The sequence below is a fragment of the Streptomyces sp. NPDC048353 genome (assembly GCF_055587165.1).
Map to the genome: position 1 here is coordinate 469,004 of NZ_JBVJGU010000001.1, position 16,411 is coordinate 485,414.

The 16,411-nt window shown below is 72.7% G+C and carries 14 protein-coding genes; 11 read left to right on the forward strand and 3 right to left on the reverse strand.

Annotation, left to right across the window (positions count from 1 at the left end):
* Positions 1 to 178: 178 nt before the first annotated feature.
* The gene (gene rpsT, locus ACZ6RC_RS01995; protein ID WP_391142553.1) at positions 179 to 445 is read right to left on the reverse strand and encodes a 30S ribosomal protein S20; all 267 of its coding nucleotides are present in this window, start codon (positions 443 to 445) and stop codon (positions 179 to 181) included.
* A 186-nt stretch (positions 446 to 631) separates the two neighbouring features.
* Between rpsT and lepA the strand changes: the two genes are divergently transcribed.
* The 3 genes from lepA to hemW all read left to right on the forward strand — a co-directional run bounded on the left by lepA (position 632) and on the right by hemW (position 5,979).
* A complete protein-coding gene (gene lepA / locus ACZ6RC_RS02000) occupies positions 632 to 2,503 on the forward strand; it encodes a translation elongation factor 4 (RefSeq protein ID WP_391142550.1) in 1,872 nt (623 codons plus the stop codon).
* A gap of 303 nt (positions 2,504 to 2,806) precedes the next feature.
* Complete coding sequence (locus ACZ6RC_RS02005) at positions 2,807 to 4,681, forward strand: AMP-dependent synthetase/ligase (protein WP_469578692.1); 1,875 nt, start codon at positions 2,807 to 2,809, stop codon at positions 4,679 to 4,681.
* 65 nt (positions 4,682 to 4,746) lie between these two features.
* Positions 4,747 to 5,979, forward strand: a complete 1,233-nt coding sequence (gene hemW, locus ACZ6RC_RS02010) for a radical SAM family heme chaperone HemW (RefSeq protein WP_453614610.1) — start codon at positions 4,747 to 4,749, stop codon at positions 5,977 to 5,979.
* A gap of 28 nt (positions 5,980 to 6,007) precedes the next feature.
* On the opposite strand, the gene ACZ6RC_RS02015 is transcribed toward hemW, so the two are convergent.
* Both ACZ6RC_RS02015 and ACZ6RC_RS02020 read right to left on the reverse strand, forming a co-directional pair.
* Positions 6,008 to 6,811, reverse strand: a complete 804-nt coding sequence (locus ACZ6RC_RS02015; protein ID WP_453614613.1) for a DUF3097 domain-containing protein — start codon at positions 6,809 to 6,811, stop codon at positions 6,008 to 6,010.
* Between the two features lie 10 nt (positions 6,812 to 6,821).
* Positions 6,822 to 7,547: an MBL fold metallo-hydrolase gene (locus ACZ6RC_RS02020; protein ID WP_469578695.1), complete on the reverse strand. Its 726-nt coding sequence runs from the start codon at positions 7,545 to 7,547 to the stop codon at positions 6,822 to 6,824.
* 314 nt (positions 7,548 to 7,861) lie between these two features.
* Between ACZ6RC_RS02020 and hrcA the strand changes: the two genes are divergently transcribed.
* The 8 genes from hrcA to ACZ6RC_RS02060 all read left to right on the forward strand — a co-directional run bounded on the left by hrcA (position 7,862) and on the right by ACZ6RC_RS02060 (position 16,407).
* Complete coding sequence (gene hrcA / locus ACZ6RC_RS02025) at positions 7,862 to 8,881, forward strand: heat-inducible transcriptional repressor HrcA (protein WP_391142538.1); 1,020 nt, start codon at positions 7,862 to 7,864, stop codon at positions 8,879 to 8,881.
* Positions 8,882 to 10,021, forward strand: coding sequence for a molecular chaperone DnaJ (gene dnaJ, locus ACZ6RC_RS02030; RefSeq protein WP_391142535.1), 1,140 nt, complete (start codon positions 8,882 to 8,884; stop codon positions 10,019 to 10,021).
* 133 nt (positions 10,022 to 10,154) lie between these two features.
* Entirely contained in the window at positions 10,155 to 11,240 is a 1,086-nt protein-coding gene (locus ACZ6RC_RS02035) for a nitronate monooxygenase (RefSeq protein WP_453614620.1), read from the forward strand.
* Complete coding sequence (locus ACZ6RC_RS02040; protein WP_469578698.1) at positions 11,237 to 11,980, forward strand: 16S rRNA (uracil(1498)-N(3))-methyltransferase; 744 nt, start codon at positions 11,237 to 11,239, stop codon at positions 11,978 to 11,980. The genes ACZ6RC_RS02035 and ACZ6RC_RS02040 overlap by 4 nt, the downstream gene beginning before the upstream one ends.
* 88 nt (positions 11,981 to 12,068) lie before the next feature.
* Entirely contained in the window at positions 12,069 to 13,463 is a 1,395-nt protein-coding gene (locus ACZ6RC_RS02045) for a tetratricopeptide repeat protein (RefSeq protein ID WP_469578702.1), read from the forward strand.
* Positions 13,460 to 14,548 (forward strand): tetratricopeptide repeat protein, encoded by a 1,089-nt coding sequence (locus ACZ6RC_RS02050; protein WP_469578707.1) that lies wholly within the window; start codon positions 13,460 to 13,462, stop codon positions 14,546 to 14,548. Before ACZ6RC_RS02045 ends, ACZ6RC_RS02050 begins: the two co-directional genes overlap by 4 nt.
* Before the next feature lie 63 nt (positions 14,549 to 14,611).
* Entirely contained in the window at positions 14,612 to 15,943 is a 1,332-nt protein-coding gene (locus tag ACZ6RC_RS02055; protein ID WP_469578710.1) for a low temperature requirement protein A, read from the forward strand.
* Positions 15,944 to 16,047: 104 nt separating this feature from the next.
* Positions 16,048 to 16,407, forward strand: coding sequence for a histidine triad nucleotide-binding protein (locus ACZ6RC_RS02060; RefSeq protein ID WP_391142517.1), 360 nt, complete (start codon positions 16,048 to 16,050; stop codon positions 16,405 to 16,407).
* The last annotated feature ends 4 nt before the right edge of the window (positions 16,408 to 16,411 follow it).

The window sequence follows — 16,411 nt, forward strand, 5'->3', positions numbered from 1 at the left end:
GCGACGGTACGGCGAAGGCCCCGCTCTCTCCTGGGGAAGGAGAGGTGCGGGGCCTTCGGCGTGAGACGGGTGGGCTCGTGCACGCGTGGCGAACGCGTATCGCGCACGAGTCCGGGGTGCCGGTCGGGAGCGGGAGAGAGGGCCCGCTGAGTCCCGTCCGGCGCTACATCAGAGGGGCTCAGCCCTGCAGAGCGGCAACCTTGGTGGCCAGCGCCGACTTCTTGTTGGCGGCGGCGTTCTTGTGGATGACGCCCTTCGAGACAGCCTTGTCGAGCGCGCGGGCGGCGGCGCGAGAAGCCACGACGGCCTTCTCGACGTCACCCGCGGTGACGGCCTCGCGGGCCTTGCGGATCGCGGTCTTGAGCGAGGACTTGACGGCCTTGTTGCGCAGGCGCGCCTTCTCGTTCGTCTTGTTCCGCTTGATCTGGGACTTGATGTTCGCCACGAAAAGAGCCTTTTCAGGTTCGATGATGTTTCTGAGTGTGTGACCCCGTCGCTGAGAGGGCGTACGAGACACAGCTGTCCACGGTATCAGGCGCCCTCGGCGCCGCCCAAACCGAGCGCCGCACCGCACTCGTGGGACCATGGAGCCTACGTATCGATCCGACACCGCCCCGAGACGAGACCCTGCGTGCCCGCGACTCCTCCACACGTGCCCGAGCCGAGCCGTACCGACCCGGCGCTGATCCGCAACTTCTGCATCATCGCGCACATCGACCACGGCAAGTCGACCCTCGCCGACCGGATGCTCCAGCTGACCGGTGTCGTCGACCAACGGCAGATGCGCGCCCAGTACCTCGACCGGATGGACATCGAGCGCGAGCGCGGCATCACGATCAAGTCCCAGGCGGTCCGTCTTCCCTGGGCGCCCACCGAGGGCGCGGGGCAGGGCAGGACCCACATCCTCAACATGATCGACACCCCCGGGCACGTCGACTTCACGTACGAGGTCTCCCGCTCCCTCGCCGCCTGCGAGGGCACGGTCCTGCTGGTGGACGCGGCCCAGGGCATCGAGGCGCAGACCCTCGCGAACCTGTACCTGGCGATGGAGAACGACCTCACCATCGTCCCCGTACTGAACAAGATCGACCTGCCGGCGGCGCAGCCGGAGAAGTTCTCCGAGGAGCTGGCCAACCTCATCGGCTGCCAGCCCGAGGACGTGCTGAAGGTCTCCGCCAAGACGGGCCTGGGCGTCGAGGCGCTCCTGGACCGGGTCGTGGAGAACGTCCCGGCCCCGGTCGGCGTCGCCGACGCCCCCGCCCGCGCGATGATCTTCGACTCGGTCTACGACTCGTACCGCGGTGTCGTCACGTACGTCCGTGTCGTCGACGGACAGCTCAACAAGCGCGAGCGCATCAGGATGATGTCGACCGGCGCCACCCACGAGCTGCTGGAGATCGGCGTCTCGTCGCCGGAGATGACACCGTCCGACGGCCTCGGGGTCGGCGAGGTCGGCTACCTCATCACCGGTGTGAAGGACGTCCGCCAGTCCAAGGTGGGTGACACGATCACCTCCCTGTCGAAGGGCGCCACCGAAGCGCTCGGCGGCTACAAGGACCCGAAGCCCATGGTCTTCTCGGGCCTCTACCCGCTGGACGGCTCGGAGTACCCGGACCTCCGCGAGGCCCTCGACAAGCTCCAGCTCAACGATGCCGCGCTGGTCTACGAACCGGAGACCTCCGCCGCGCTCGGCTTCGGCTTCCGCGTCGGCTTCCTCGGCCTGCTCCACCTCGACGTGATCCGCGAGCGCCTGGAGCGCGAGTTCGGCCTCGACCTGATCGCCACCGCCCCCAACGTGGTCTACCGCGTGGTCATGGAGGACGGCAGCGAGCACACCGTCACCAACCCGAGCGAGTTCCCCGAAGGCAAGATCAGCGACGTGTACGAGCCCGTCGTACGCGCCACGATCCTCGCCCCCAGCGAGTTCATCGGCGCGATCATGGAGCTGTGCCAGACCCGGCGCGGCACCCTGCTCGGCATGGACTACCTCTCCGAGGACCGGGTGGAGATCCGCTACACCCTCCCCCTCGCCGAGATCGTCTTCGACTTCTTCGACCAGCTGAAGTCCAAGACGCGCGGTTACGCCTCCCTCGACTACGAGCCCACCGGCGAGCAGGCCTCCAGCCTGGTCAAGGTCGACATCCTGCTGCACGGCGACAAGGTGGACGCCTTCTCGGCGGTCACCCACAAGGACGCGGCGTACGCCTACGGCGTGCGGCTGGTCGCCAAGCTGCGCGAGCTGATCCCGCGCCAGGCGTTCGAGGTGCCCATCCAGGCGGCCATCGGATCCCGGGTCATCGCCCGCGAGACCATCCGCGCCATCCGCAAGGACGTCCTCGCCAAGTGCTACGGCGGTGACATCTCCCGTAAGCGGAAGCTGCTGGAGAAGCAGAAGGAAGGCAAGAAGCGGATGAAGATGGTCGGCTCGGTGGAGGTCCCGCAGGAGGCCTTCATCGCCGTGCTGTCGAGCGACGACTCCGCGGGCGGCAAGAGCAAGAAGTGACCGCCGGGGGCGGCCGGCCGCCCCCGCCCGGTCCCGACCGGCGCGCGCCGCGATCGGATGATCGGACCGGCGATTAGCTGACAGATACATCGAACGGGTCCTCGCACGGTACGTGCGGGGGCCCGTTCGGCGTCGGTACGGCGTTCGTTCTGTTATCAACCGGGTATGAAGCGGCGGCCCGCAGGCTCTTACGCACCGGACTTCGGCCATCTAGTCTGAACCCGGCTCGAAGGTTACTCGCCAGTTAGCTACGCACCGCCAGATCGCACCACCAGCAGGCACCGCCGCCGCCCGGAGGACGTCGTGAGCGACACACTGACCCAGATCGAGAACCGGCCGCCCTCCGTGGCGACCCTCTTCCTTGAGCGCGTGGCGCGGACTCCCGACGCGGAGGCCTATCGCTACCCGGTCCCGGCCGCCTCCGGGCAGGGCCCCGACGACTGGAAGTCGCTCAGCTGGGAGCAGGCCGCCGAGCGGGTCTACGCCATCGCCGCGGGCCTCATCGACCTCGGCGTCCGCTCGGAGGAGCGGGTCGCCCTGGCCTCCGCCACCCGGGTCGAGTGGATCCTCGCCGACCTCGGCGTGATGTGCGCGGGCGCCGCGACCACCACGGTCTACCCCCAGACCAACGCCGAGGAGTCGGCGTTCATCCTCTCCGACTCCGAGTCCAAGGTCCTCATCGCCGAGGACGCGGCCCAGGTCGCGAAGGCCCGCGAGCGCCGCGCCGAGCTGCCCGGCCTGCACCACGTCGTCGTCATCGACCCCACGGGCGTCGAGACCGACGAGTGGGTCCTGACCCTCGCCGACCTGGAGGCGCGCGGCAAGGCGTACCTGGAGAAGCACGCCGAGGCGGTCAAGGAGCGGGTCGCGGCGATCACCGCCGACCAGCTCGCCACCCTGATCTACACCTCGGGCACCACGGGCCGCCCCAAGGGCGTCCGCCTCCCGCACGACAACTGGTCGTACATGGCCAAGGCGATCGCCTCCACCGGACTGGTCACCCAGGACGACGTGCAGTACCTCTGGCTGCCGCTCGCGCACGTCTTCGGCAAGGTGCTGACCTCCGGCCAGATCGAGGTCGGCCACGTCACCGCCGTCGACGGCCGCATCGACAAGATCATCGTGAACCTGCCGATCGTCCAGCCGACGTACATGGCCGCCGTGCCCCGGATCTTCGAGAAGGTCTACAACGGCGTCGCCGCCAAGGCCCGCGAGGCCGGCGGCGCGAAGTACAAGATCTTCCAGTGGGCGGCCGGCGTCGCCCGCGAGTACGCCAAGGTCACCCAGGACAACTTCCGCCGCACCGGCACCGCCTCCGCCCCCTTCGGCCTCACCGCCCAGCACAAGATCGCCGACGCGCTGGTCTACAAGAAGCTGCGCGAGGCGTTCGGCGGCCGGCTGCGCGCCGCCGTCTCCGGCTCGGTCGCGCTGGCGCCCGAGATCGGCTACTTCTTCTCCGGCGCCGGCATCCACATCCTGGAGGGGTACGGCCTCACCGAGTCCAGCGCGGCCAGCTTCGTCAACCCCGGCGAGGCCTACCGCACCGGCACCGTCGGCAAGCCGCTGCCCGGCTGCGAGGTCCGGATCGCCGACGACGGCGAGATCCTGCTGCGCGGCCCCGGCATCATGGAGGGCTACCACGGGCTGCCGGAGAAGACGGCCGAGGTCCTGGAGGCGGACGGCTGGTTCCACACCGGGGACATCGGCGAGCTGTCCGCCGACGGCTATCTGCGGATCACCGACCGCAAGAAGGACCTCTTCAAGACGTCGGGCGGTAAGTACATCGCGCCGACCGAGGTCGAGGGCCAGTTCAAGGCCGTCTGCCCCTTCGTCTCCAACATCGTGGTCCTCGGCGCCGACCGCAACTACTGCAGCGCGCTCATCGCCCTCGACGAGCCCGCCATCCTCGGCTGGGCCGCCGAGCAGGGCCTCGGCGGCAAGACGTACGCGGAGGTCGTGGCCGCCCCCGAGACCGAGAAATTCGTCCAGGGGTACATCGACCGCCTCAACGAGGGCCTCCAGCGCTGGCAGACGATCAAGAAGTTCCGCCTCCTGCCGCGCGACCTCGACGTCGAGCACGGCGAACTCACGCCGAGCCTGAAGATGAAGCGGCCCGTCGTGGAGCGCACGTACAAGCACCTGATCGAGGACATGTACGCGGGGTCGCGCGAGGCCTGAGGGCTCCGGGCCGGGGTTATCCACAGGCCGGCGGCTCACCTCGGGCGGTACGGGACAATGGGCTCATGCCTTCCGTACTGCCCGATGGTGAGCCCATGCCCGAGACCGGGGCGCTGCCCGCGCACGCCCTGGAAGGGGCGGCCGAGCGGCCCCTCGGGTTCTATCTGCACGTGCCGTACTGCGCGACGCGCTGCGGCTACTGCGACTTCAACACCTACACCGCGAGCGAGCTGCGCGGCACCGGAGGCGTCCTCGCGTCCCGGGACAACTACGCCGAGCAGGTCGTCGAGGAGATCAGGCTCGCCCGCAAGGTCCTCGGCAACGACCCCCGGCCGGTGCGGACCGTCTTCGTCGGCGGCGGGACGCCGACCCTGCTCGCCGCCGGCGATCTCGTGCGGATGCTGGGGGCGGTCCGGGAGGAGTTCGGGCTCGCCGACGACGCCGAGGTGACGACCGAGGCGAACCCGGAGTCGGTGGACCCGGCGTATCTCGCCGAGCTGCGCGAGGGAGGGTTCAACCGCGTCTCCTTCGGGATGCAGAGCGCGCGGCAGCACGTCCTGAAGGTGCTGGACCGCACGCACACGCCCGGGCGCCCCGAGGCGTGCGTCGCGGAGGCGCGGGCGGCCGGCTTCGAGCACGTCAATCTGGACCTGATCTACGGCACGCCCGGGGAGACCGACGACGACTGGCGGGCCTCGCTCGACGCGGCGATCGGCGCCGGTCCCGACCACGTCAGCGCCTACGCCCTGATCGTGGAGGAGGGCACGCAGCTGGCGCGGCGGATCCGGCGCGGCGAGGTGCCGATGACCGACGACGACGTGCACGCGGACCGGTATCTGATAGCCGACGCCGTCTTCGCCGAGGCCGGCTACGACTGGTACGAGGTCTCGAACTGGGCCACCACCGACGCCGGGCGCTGCCTGCACAACGAGCTGTACTGGCGCGGCGCCGACTGGTGGGGCGCGGGGCCGGGCGCGCACAGCCACGTGGGCGGGGTGCGGTGGTGGAACGTGAAGCACCCGGGCGCGTACGCGGCGGCGCTGGCGGAGGGGCGCTCCCCGGGAGCCGGGCGCGAGGTCCTCGCGGCGGAGGACCGGCGGGTGGAGCGGGTGCTGCTGGAGCTGCGGCTCCGGGAGGGCGTCGAGCTGGCCCTCCTGCGCCCCGCCGGCCTCGCCGCGGCCCGCAAGGCCCTGGCGGACGGCCTCCTCGCCGCCGAGCCGTACGCCGCCGGCCGCGCGGCCCTCACCCTGCGGGGCCGCCTCCTCGCGGACGCGGTGGTGAGGGACCTGGTGGACTGATCGCGCCCGGAGGGCGGCCCCGCGGGGGCTACGGCGCCGTCACGAAGTCGATCAGTTCCTCGACCCGGCCCAGCAGGGACGGTTCCAGGTCCTTGTAGGAGTGCACCTTCGAGAGGATGTGCTGCCAGGCCGCGCCGGTGTTCTCCGGCCAGCCGAGCGCACGGCAGACGCCCGTCTTCCAGTCCTGCCCCCGGGGGACGGACGGCCAGGCGGGGATGCCCACCGACGACGGCTTCACCGCCTCCCAGATGTCGATGTACGGATGGCCGACGACCAGGACGTCCGGCGAGGAGACACGGGAGGCGATGCGGGACTCCTTCGAGCCCTCCACCAGGTGGTCCACCAGGACGCCGAGGCGCGCGTCCGGGGCCGGGGCGAACTCGGCGACGATGGCGGGGAGGTCGTCGACGCCCTCCAGGTACTCCACGACCACGCCCTCGATGCGCAGGTCGTCGCCCCAGACCCGTTCCACCAGCTCGGCGTCGTGGCGGCCCTCCACGTAGATCCGGCCCGCGCGCGCCACCCGAGCCCGGGCGCCCGGGACCGCGATCGACCCCGAGGCCGTACGGGTGGGCCGCGCCGGCCCCCCGGCGGACGGGCGCACCAGAGTGACCACGCGCCCCTCCAGGAGGAAGCCGCGCGGCTCCAGCGGGAAGACCCGGTGCTTGCCGAAGCGGTCCTCCAGGGTCACCGTGCCCGCCTCACAGCGGATCACCGCCCCGCAGAAGCCCGTCGCCACCTCCTCCACGACGAGGTCGACGTCCGCCGGCACCTCCGGTACGGGGGCCGACTTCTTCCAAGGGGGCGTCAGATCCGGGTTGTAGCTCCGCATTCGCGCGACGTTATGACACTCCGAAGCGCCGTGCCAGCTCATCGCGCTGCGTCCGTACGAACGCCGCGTCCACCACCGCCCCGTGCCCCGGCACGTACACCGCGTCCTCGCCGCCCAGGCGCAGCAGCCGGTCGAGCGCCGCCGGCCACTGCGAGCCGACCGCGTCGGGCCCGGCCTGCGGCTCGCCCGACTCCTCCACCAGGTCGCCGCAGAAGACGATCTCCGGGTCAGGGTCGCCGGGGACCAGGAGCACCAGATCGTGCCCCGAGTGGCCGGGGCCCACGTTGGCCAGCAGCACCTGACGGCCGCCGAGGTCCAGCGTCCACTCGCCGGACACGGTGTGGCGGGGCAGGACCAGGGTGTCGGCGGCCTCCGTCGCCGCGTCCTCGTCGACCCCCTGGCGTACCGCGTCCAGCCGCAGGCCGTGCCGGTCCCGCCGCATCGTGTCGTCGACGCCCACCGCGCCGAAGACCGCCGCCCCGGAGAACGCCGCCGTGCCGAAGACATGATCGAAGTGGGGGTGGCTCAGTGCGATGTGCGTCACCTTGCGCCCGGTCATGGCCTCGACCTGGCCCCGCAGCTCCCCGCCCTCCCGGAGCGTGGAACCCGTGTCGTACAAGAGGACCGACCTCTCGCCGAGCACCAGACCCACCGTCGCGTCCCATCCGGGCAGCCGCCGCCGCGCGACCCCGTCCGCGAGCCGCTCCCAGCCGAACTCTTCCCAATCGACGTCCATACGGCGACGCTATCCGCTACGGCGAGAGCCCGTGCGGGCCCCCGGCCGCCGAGCGCGGCGACGACCGGCGAAGCCCGACGACGGCCCCGCAGCGGCGCGGACACGGCGCGGACACGACCCGGACACGGCGAGACCACAGCGAGACCACAGCGCGGCCACGGGGTGGCCACACGGCGGCTCGGACGCGGCCTCCTTGCCAGGATCGACGCCCGCCGCCGTACACTTGCCGGGGGTTTCCTGGCACTCGGACAGGGCGAGTGCCAAACACGGAGCAACCGGAACGAACGACCGATCGACAGCTGGAGGTGTGCGCCATGCTCAGCGAACGCAGACTCGAGGTGCTGCGCGCCATCGTCCAGGACTATGTCGGGACGGAGGAGCCGGTCGGCTCCAAGGCGCTCACGGAGCGCCACAAGCTCGGCGTGTCGCCCGCCACCGTGCGCAACGACATGGCCGTCCTGGAGGACGAGGGCTACATCGCCCAGCCCCACACCAGCGCCGGACGCATCCCGACCGACAAGGGCTACCGCCTCTTCGTCGACCGGCTGGCCGGCGTCAAGCCGCTGTCGACGCCCGAGCGGCGCGCGATCCACAACTTCCTCGACGGCGCCGTCGACCTCGACGACGTCGTGGGCCGCACGGTCCGGCTGCTCGCGCAGCTGACCCGCCAGGTCGCGGTCGTGCAGTACCCCTCGCTGACCCGTTCGACGGTCCGGCACGTGGAACTGCTCGCGCTGGCCCCCGCCCGGCTGATGCTCGTACTGATCACGGACACCGGCCGGGTCGAACAGCGGGTGATCGACTGCCCGGCGCCGTTCGGCGAGGCCTCGCTGGCGGACCTGCGGGCCCGGCTCAACAGCCGGGTCGTCGGCCGCCGTTTCGCGGACGTGCCGCAACTGGTGCAGGATCTTCCGGAGTCCTTCGAGGAGACGGAGGACCGGGGCACCGTGTCGACGGTGCTCGCGACCCTGCTGGAAACCCTGGTGGAAGAGCACGAGGAACGGCTGATGATCGGCGGCACCGCCAATCTCACCCGCTTCGGGCACGACTTCCCCCTCACGATCAGGCCGGTGCTCGAAGCGCTGGAGGAGCAGGTCGTGCTCCTCAAGCTGCTCGGCGAGGCCAAGGACTCGGGCATGACCGTACGGATCGGGCACGAGAACGCCCACGAGGGCCTCACCTCCACGTCCGTCGTCGCGGTCGGCTACGGTTCGGGCGACGAGGCAGTCGCCAAACTCGGCGTGGTCGGACCGACCCGCATGGACTACCCCGGAACGATGGGAGCGGTACGCGCAGTGGCACGTTACGTCGGACAGATCCTGGCGGAGTCGTAAGTGGCCACGGACTACTACGCCGTACTCGGCGTGCGCCGCGACGCTTCCCAGGACGAGATCAAGAAGGCATTCCGGCGGCTCGCCCGCGAGCTGCACCCGGATGTCAATCCCGATCCGAAGACGCAGGAGCGCTTCAAGGAGATCAACGCCGCCTACGAGGTGCTGTCGGACCCGCAGAAGAAGCAGGTCTACGACCTCGGCGGCGATCCGCTGTCCGCCTCGGGCGGCGCGGGCGGGGCCGGCGGCTTCGGCCAGGGCGGCTTCGGAAACTTCTCCGACATCATGGACGCGTTCTTCGGCACGGCGTCGCAGCGCGGGCCGCGCTCGCGCACCCGCCGCGGCCAGGACGCCATGATCCGGCTGGAGATCGACCTCAACGAGGCCGCCTTCGGCACCACCAAGGACATCCAGGTCGACACGGCCGTCGTCTGTACGACGTGTTCGGGCGAGGGCGCCGCGCCCGGCACCTCCGCCCAGACCTGTGACATGTGCCGCGGCCGCGGTGAGGTCTCGCAGGTCACGCGGTCCTTCCTGGGCCAGGTCATGACCTCCCGCCCCTGCCCGCAGTGCCAGGGCTTCGGCACGGTCGTCCCGACCCCCTGCCCGGAGTGCGCGGGCGACGGACGGGTCCGCTCGCGCCGTACGCTCACGGTCAAGATCCCGGCCGGTGTCGACAACGGCACGCGGATCCAGCTCGCGGGCGAGGGCGAGGTCGGCCCCGGCGGCGGCCCCGCCGGCGACCTCTACGTCGAGATCCACGAGGTCCCGCACGAGACCTTCCAGCGGCGCGGCGACGACCTGCACTGCACGGTCACCATCCCGATGACGGCCGGCGCGCTCGGCACGAAGGTGCCGCTGCAGACGCTCGACGGCGTGGAGGAGATCGACATCCGGCCGGGCACCCAGTCCGGCCAGTCGATCCCGCTGCACGGGCGCGGCATCACGCACCTGCGCGGCGGCGGACGCGGCGACCTGATCGTGCACGTCGAGGTCACGACGCCGTCCAAGCTGGACCCGGAGCAGGAGCGCCTGCTGCGCGAACTGGCCAAGCTGCGCGGCGAGGAGCGCCCGACGGGCCAGTTCCAGCCCGGCCAGCAGGGCCTCTTCTCGCGCCTGAAGGACGCCTTCAACGGCCGGTAGCCCCGGCCGGCACCACCGCCGGACCCGGCCGGCACACCGCCGGAGCCGTACGTACGCAGGGCGCCGTCCGCACACCGCGGGCGGCGCCCCGCGGCGTTTCGGTCACCCGGCCCGCTCATGACACGATGCCTGCATGTCCACCACCGCACTGAGCGATCTGTCCCGATACCCGATCGTGCAGGCCCCCATGGCGGGTGGCGCCTCCTGTCCGCAGCTGGTCGGAGCGGTCTGCGAGGCCGGCGGGCTCGGCTTCCTGGCCGCCGGCTACAAGACGGCGGGCGGCCTGTACCAGGAGATCAAACAGGTGCGCGGGCTGACCGGGCAGCCCTTCGGCGTCAACCTCTTCATGCCGCAGAGCGGGCAGCCCGCCGACCCCGCCGCCGTCGAGGTGTACCGCCATCAGCTCGCCGGCGAGGCGACCTGGTACGAGACGGCCCTCGGCGACACGGACAGCGGCCGCGACGACGCGTACGACGCGAAGCTGGCCATCCTCCTGGAGGACCCGGTCCCCGTCGTCTCCTTCACCTTCGGCTGCCCCGGCGGCGACACCCTCGAAGCCTTCGCCCGCGCCGGTACGTTCACGATCGTCACCGTCACCTCCGCCGAGGAGGCCCAGGCCGCCCAGCGGGCGGGCGCCGACGCGGTGTGCGTCCAGGGCGTCGAGGCCGGCGGGCACCAGGGGACCCACCGCGACGATCCGGAGGCCGACGCCGGGACCGGACTCCTCAGCCTGGTCACCCAGGTCAAGGAGGCCGTCCAGCTGCCGATCGTCGCGGCCGGCGGACTGATGCGCGGGGCGCAGATCGCGGCCGTGCTCGCCGCCGGAGCCGGCGCCGCCCAGCTCGGCACCGCCTTCCTCGTCTGCCCGGAATCGGGCGCGCACCCGCTGCACAAGCAGGCCATGACCCATCCGCTGTTCGCCAGGACCGAGCTGACGCGCGCCTTCTCCGGCCGTCCGGCGCGCGGGCTCGTCAACCGCTTCGTGCGCGAGCACGGGCCGTACGCCCCCGTCGGCTATCCCGAGGTCCACCACCTCACCGCCCCCCTGCGCAAGGCCGCCGCCACCGCCGGAGACGCGCAGGGCATGGCCCTGTGGGCCGGCCAGGGCCACCGCCTCGCCCGGGAACTCCCGGCCGGCCAGCTCGTGGAGGTGCTGGCCGCCGAACTCGACACCGCGCTCCGCGCGCTCTCCGCGCCCGCCCAGAGGAATGTGACATGACCGCCCCCGTCTTCGTCGTCGACGCCGTACCCGGCCCCGGCGCCTTCGTGCTCGACGGCCCCGAGGGCCGGCACGCCGTCTCCGTGAAGCGCCTGCGGGCGGGCGAGGAGCTCGTCCTCACCGACGGGCGCGGCGCCTGGGCAGCGTGCGCGGTGACCGCCGCCGAGGGCAAGGACCGGCTGACCGTCGAGGTCGAGGCCGTCCACCAGGACCCGGAGCCGGCGCCGCGGATCACCGTCGTCCAGGCCCTGCCCAAGGGCGACCGGGGCGAACTCGCCGTCGAGATCATGACGGAGACCGGCGTCGACGCGATCGTCCCGTGGGCCGCCTCCCGCTGCATCACGCAGTGGAAGGGCGACCGCGGGCTCAAGGCCCTCGCCAAGTGGCGGGCCACCGCCCGCGAGGCCGGCAAGCAGTCCCGCCGTACCCGCTTTCCCGAGGTCGCCGACGCGATGACCGGCAAGCAGGTGGCGGCGCTGCTCGCGCGCGCGGACTTCGCGGCCGTCCTGCACGAGGACCGCGCCCACCCGAGCGGGGCCCTCGCCGACGCCCCGCTTCCGGCCGACGGCGAGATCGTGCTGGTCGTCGGGCCCGAAGGGGGCGTCTCCCCGGAGGAGTTGGCCCTCTTCGAGGAGGCGGGCGCGAAGCCGTACCGTCTGGGCCACAGCGTCCTGCGCACCTCCACCGCCGGCACGGCGGCCACGGCCCTGCTGCTGGGCCGCACCGGCCGCTGGTCCTGAGCGGGCACCCGCCGCGGCGGCCGGTCCGGCCTCCGTCGTGGCCCGGCCCGGTGGACAGGGGCGGGGGCGGGCTCCTTAGGCTGCTGGCATGGCCGACGAATCCCCTCTGATCCGTAGTCTGCGCGCCGCGGTCGCCGCCGCCCCCGGAGACGTACCCCTGCGGCTGCACGTCGCCGAACTCCTCCTCGCCGAGGGGCGGAACGACGAGGCCGTGGCGGAGGCGGCCGTCGCGCTCCAGCACGCCCCGGGGGACGCGGCCGCCCGCGCCGTGATGGCCCGCGCGATGGGCCTGCCCGCGACCGGCCCGGCGACCCCGGAGGTTTCGGCGGCTCCCGAGCTCCCGGACAACGCCCCGGCAGCCCCGGCGGCTTCTGAGACCCCAGCGGCCCCTGAGGCCCCGGACGCCCCGGAGGTCCCACCCGCCCCCACCGCCCCACCCGCCGCACCCGCCCCCTTCGACTGGGACGCGGCCGAGCGCGAGGTCGGGGACGTCGTCGGCCCGCGGTTCGTGGAGAGCGGCCCCGACGGGGACGGCGGCGGCGGTCTGGAGCGGCCGTTGACCGCCGACGGGAGCGGCGACCCCGGCGACGCGTCCGCCTGGGACGTCGACGCCCCCGGATCCGTACGCCTCGCCGACGTCGGCGGCATGCAGCAGGTCAAGGACCGCCTGGAGGCCGCCTTCCTCGCCCCCATGCGCAACCCCGAACTGCGCAGGCTCTACGGCAAGTCGCTGCGCGGCGGACTGCTCCTCTACGGCCCTCCCGGCTGCGGCAAGACCTTCATCGCCCGCGCCGTCGCCGGCGAACTCGGCGCGAGCTTCCTGTCCGTCTCGCTCTCCGACATCCTGGACATGTACATCGGCACGTCCGAGAAGAACGTCCACGACATCTTCGAGACCGCCCGCCGCCAGGCGCCCTGCGTCGTCTTCCTCGACGAGCTGGACGCCCTGGGCGCCAAGCGTTCCCGCACCCACCACAGCGGCCTGCGCAACGTCGTCAACCAGCTCCTCACCGAACTCGACGGCGTCGACAGCGGCCCGGGCAACGACGGCGTCTTCGTGCTCGCCGCCACCAACGTCCCCTGGGACGTCGACCTCGCGCTGCGCCGCCCCGGCCGGCTCGACCGCACCCTGCTCGTGCTGCCGCCCGACGCCCCGGCCCGCGAGGCGATCCTCCGCTACCACCTGCGCGAACGCCCCATCGAAGCCGTCGACCTCGGCAAACTGGCCAAGGTCACCGAGGACTTCTCCGGCGCCGACCTCGCCCATCTCTGCGAGACCGCCGCCGAGTCCGCGCTCCTCGACTCCGCCCGTACCGGCACCGTCCGCATGATCGGGATGAAGGACCTCCTCGGCGCGGCCAAGCAGATCAAGCCGTCCAGCGAGTCCTGGTTCGCCGCCGCCCGCAACGTCGCCATGTTCGCCAACGACGGCGGCACCTACGACGACCTCCTCGCCTATCTGAAGCGGAAGCGGAAGCTGTGACCGGACCGACGAGCCCCGCCCTTGCCAGGGCCGACGTGCTCTTCGACACCGGCCGGTACGAGCAGGCCGCCGCCCTCGCCGCCCGGCACCTCGCCGACGCCCCGCAGGACGCCGCCGCGCTCGTCCTGCTCGCCCGCTGCCGGCACCGCCTGGGCCGCGAGGAGGAGGCCCTCGACGCCGTCGAACAGGCCCTGCTCGCCGAACCCGACTCGCTCGGCGGCTGGCTGATGCGCACGCACGTCCTGCTCGCGATGAAGCAGTACGAGGAGGCGGAGCGGTCCGCCCGCTACTGCGTCGAACTCGCCCCCCAGTACTGGGGGAGCCACTACGCCCTGGGCAGCGTCCTCGACCGCTCCGTGCGCAGGGAACGCAAGCTGGAGGCCTACCAGGCGGCCCGCACCGCCGTCTCCCTCGCGCCCGAGGAGAGCGACGCGCACTTCCTCGTCGGACTCACCGCCCACCGCGTCGGCGACCACCGGCTGGCCCAGCGCGCCTACGAGACGGCGCTGCGCCTCGACCCCGAGAGCAGCGAGGCGCACAACAACCTCTCCCTGATCCACCTGCGCCGCCGCTGGCTGCGGCCCGGAGCCTGGACGAAGGCGGCCGAGGGCTTCGTCGAGTCCGCCGCCCTCGACCTGAACGACCGGCAGGCCCGCTACAACCTGGAGGCCATGGCCTGGGGCACCGTCGCGGGCGCCCGCTGGGTCGCCTTCCTCGGCTTCGTCGCGTCGGCCGTCGGCTCGGCGGCCGTGGACCCCGGCGCGAGCGCGGGCGAGGCGCTCGTCCCGCTCCTGGTCGGCATGGCCGTGATCCTCGGCGGGTGGGGCGGCTGGGCGCTGTGGATGGCCCGGCGCGTCCCACCACGGCTGCGCCGCCCGCTCCGCCTGGTCGCGCGCAACTGCCGCCCGGTGGTCGCGATGGGCGTCGCCGTCGGGCTGCTCGGCCTGCACTCGGTGGTGACCGTGGCGCTCTGGCCGACGGACGCGGCCGCCGTCGGCGCGCTCGGCTTCCCGCTGTTCTGGGTCGTCGTGATCACCTACTGGGTCAGCCGCGCCGCGCTCCAGCGCCGCGCCCCCAAGAGCTGATCGCACCGCGCCCCCGGGTGTCGGTGCGGTCGCCTGACCCGGTCGGGCCCGAATAATTCCGGTATGCCCGCATCTCCCGAGGAAGCGGCGGTACGCGTCCCCGAGCCGCTGCCGGCCGGCGAACGCCATGCCTCCTGGCTCGAGCTGTTCTTCGACCTGATCGCCGTCGCCGGGGTGGGGCAGATCGCCCATCTGCTGCACACCGGGCCGACCGGCCCGGACCTCGCCGAGTACGTGCTGCTCTTCCTGGCGTTCTGGCTCACCTGGGCCCTCTTCACCATGTACGGCAACATCGCCGGGGAGGGGACCCGGCTCCTGCCGATGGTCGCCGGGATGTTCGGCATGTCCGTGATGGCCGCGGCCGTCCCCGGCGTGAGCGGGTCCGACGACCGGGCCTTCGCCTTCGCGCTCGCCTTCGTCCTGGTGCGGGTGGCCGCCTCGCGCGTCTGGCAAGCCCGCGGCCAGGTCCTCGCGGACCTGCCGGTGGTCAGGCTCGGCGGTGGGCTCGTCCCCTGGATCGTGTCGTTGTGGGCCGACGGCGACGACCGGCTGTGGCTGTGGGGGGTGGGCCTGACGATCGACATGTTCGTGATGGTCAAGGTCTCGCGCACCACGCTGCAGCGCGAGATCGACGAGGACTGGACGCACGAGGAGCGGCGGCACGCCCGACGCGGCCCCGCCGCCCCGGACGCGGCCGCTCCGGACTCCGCCGCTCCGGACTCCGCCGCCCAGGGCCCCGCCGAACGGCCCTCCGCCCCGCAAGCCCCCGCACCGCCGGGCCCCGCCCCCGGGGACCGTACGCCGGCGGCCCGCGCCAAGCCGCGGATCGTGAGCGCGGACGTGCCCCATCTCGCCGAGCGGCTGGGCCTCTTCACCCTGATCGTGCTCGGCGAGGGGCTCGTGCAGTCGGTGGACGCGGCCGGCGAGGCGGTGTGGGACCGGCCGCTGCGCACGGTCGGCGTCGCCGTCTTCACCGTCCTCGTCCTGCTCTGGTCCCTGACGCTGCGCTCCGGCTCCTCCGGCCTGCCCCTGCTGGCACCGGGGGCGCTGCCGGTCCGGCGCGTACTGCCGCTGCACTGCGTCTTCACCGGAGCCGTCGCCGCCCTCGCCGCCGCCCTCGGCCGCGCGATGGGGGAGGCCGAGGAGGCGCTGCCCTCCCCGGCGCGGCTCCTGATGGGCGGTGCGCTGGTGGTGATCCTGCTGGTGGCGGCCGTCGGCGCGCTGGCCTCGGGCCGGGGCCGTTGGTGGACGACGGCCGCCGTCGGCCCGCCGCTGCTCGTGGCCGTCGTCCCCGCCGCCACCTCGTGGCCGGAGCACACCGGGGCGGTCACCGGCCTGGCGGTCCTCACCCTGCTCTGGCCCGTCCTGTGGTCCGGCCGGCGCCCGGCGATCTGACGGAACGCCCGCTCGTCGACGTACGCCCCCGCCCCCGCCCCCGCCGCCCGCGCGGCCGATACGATGCCGGTGTACTGATCATCGAAGGCGAGGAGGCCCGGGCCATGGCCGGAGAGCCGCAGAGCGACTGCCTGTTCTGCAAGATCGTGGAAGGGGACGTCCCGGCGACGATCGTCCGGGAGTCGGAGACGACCCTCGCCTTCCGGGACATCAACCCGCAGGCGCCCACGCACGTCCTCGTCATCCCGCGCCTCCACTACCCCGACGCCGCCTCCCTCGCGGCCGCCGCGCCGACCGTGGCCGCCGACGTGCTGCGCGAGGCCGGGGAGATCGCCGCGCAGGAGAAGGTCGACGGCAGCGGTTACCGGATCATCTTCAACACCGGTGCCGGCGCGGGCCAGACCGTCTTCCACGCCCACGCCCACGTGCTCGGCGGCCGCGGCCTCAACTGGCCCCCCGGATAAGGAG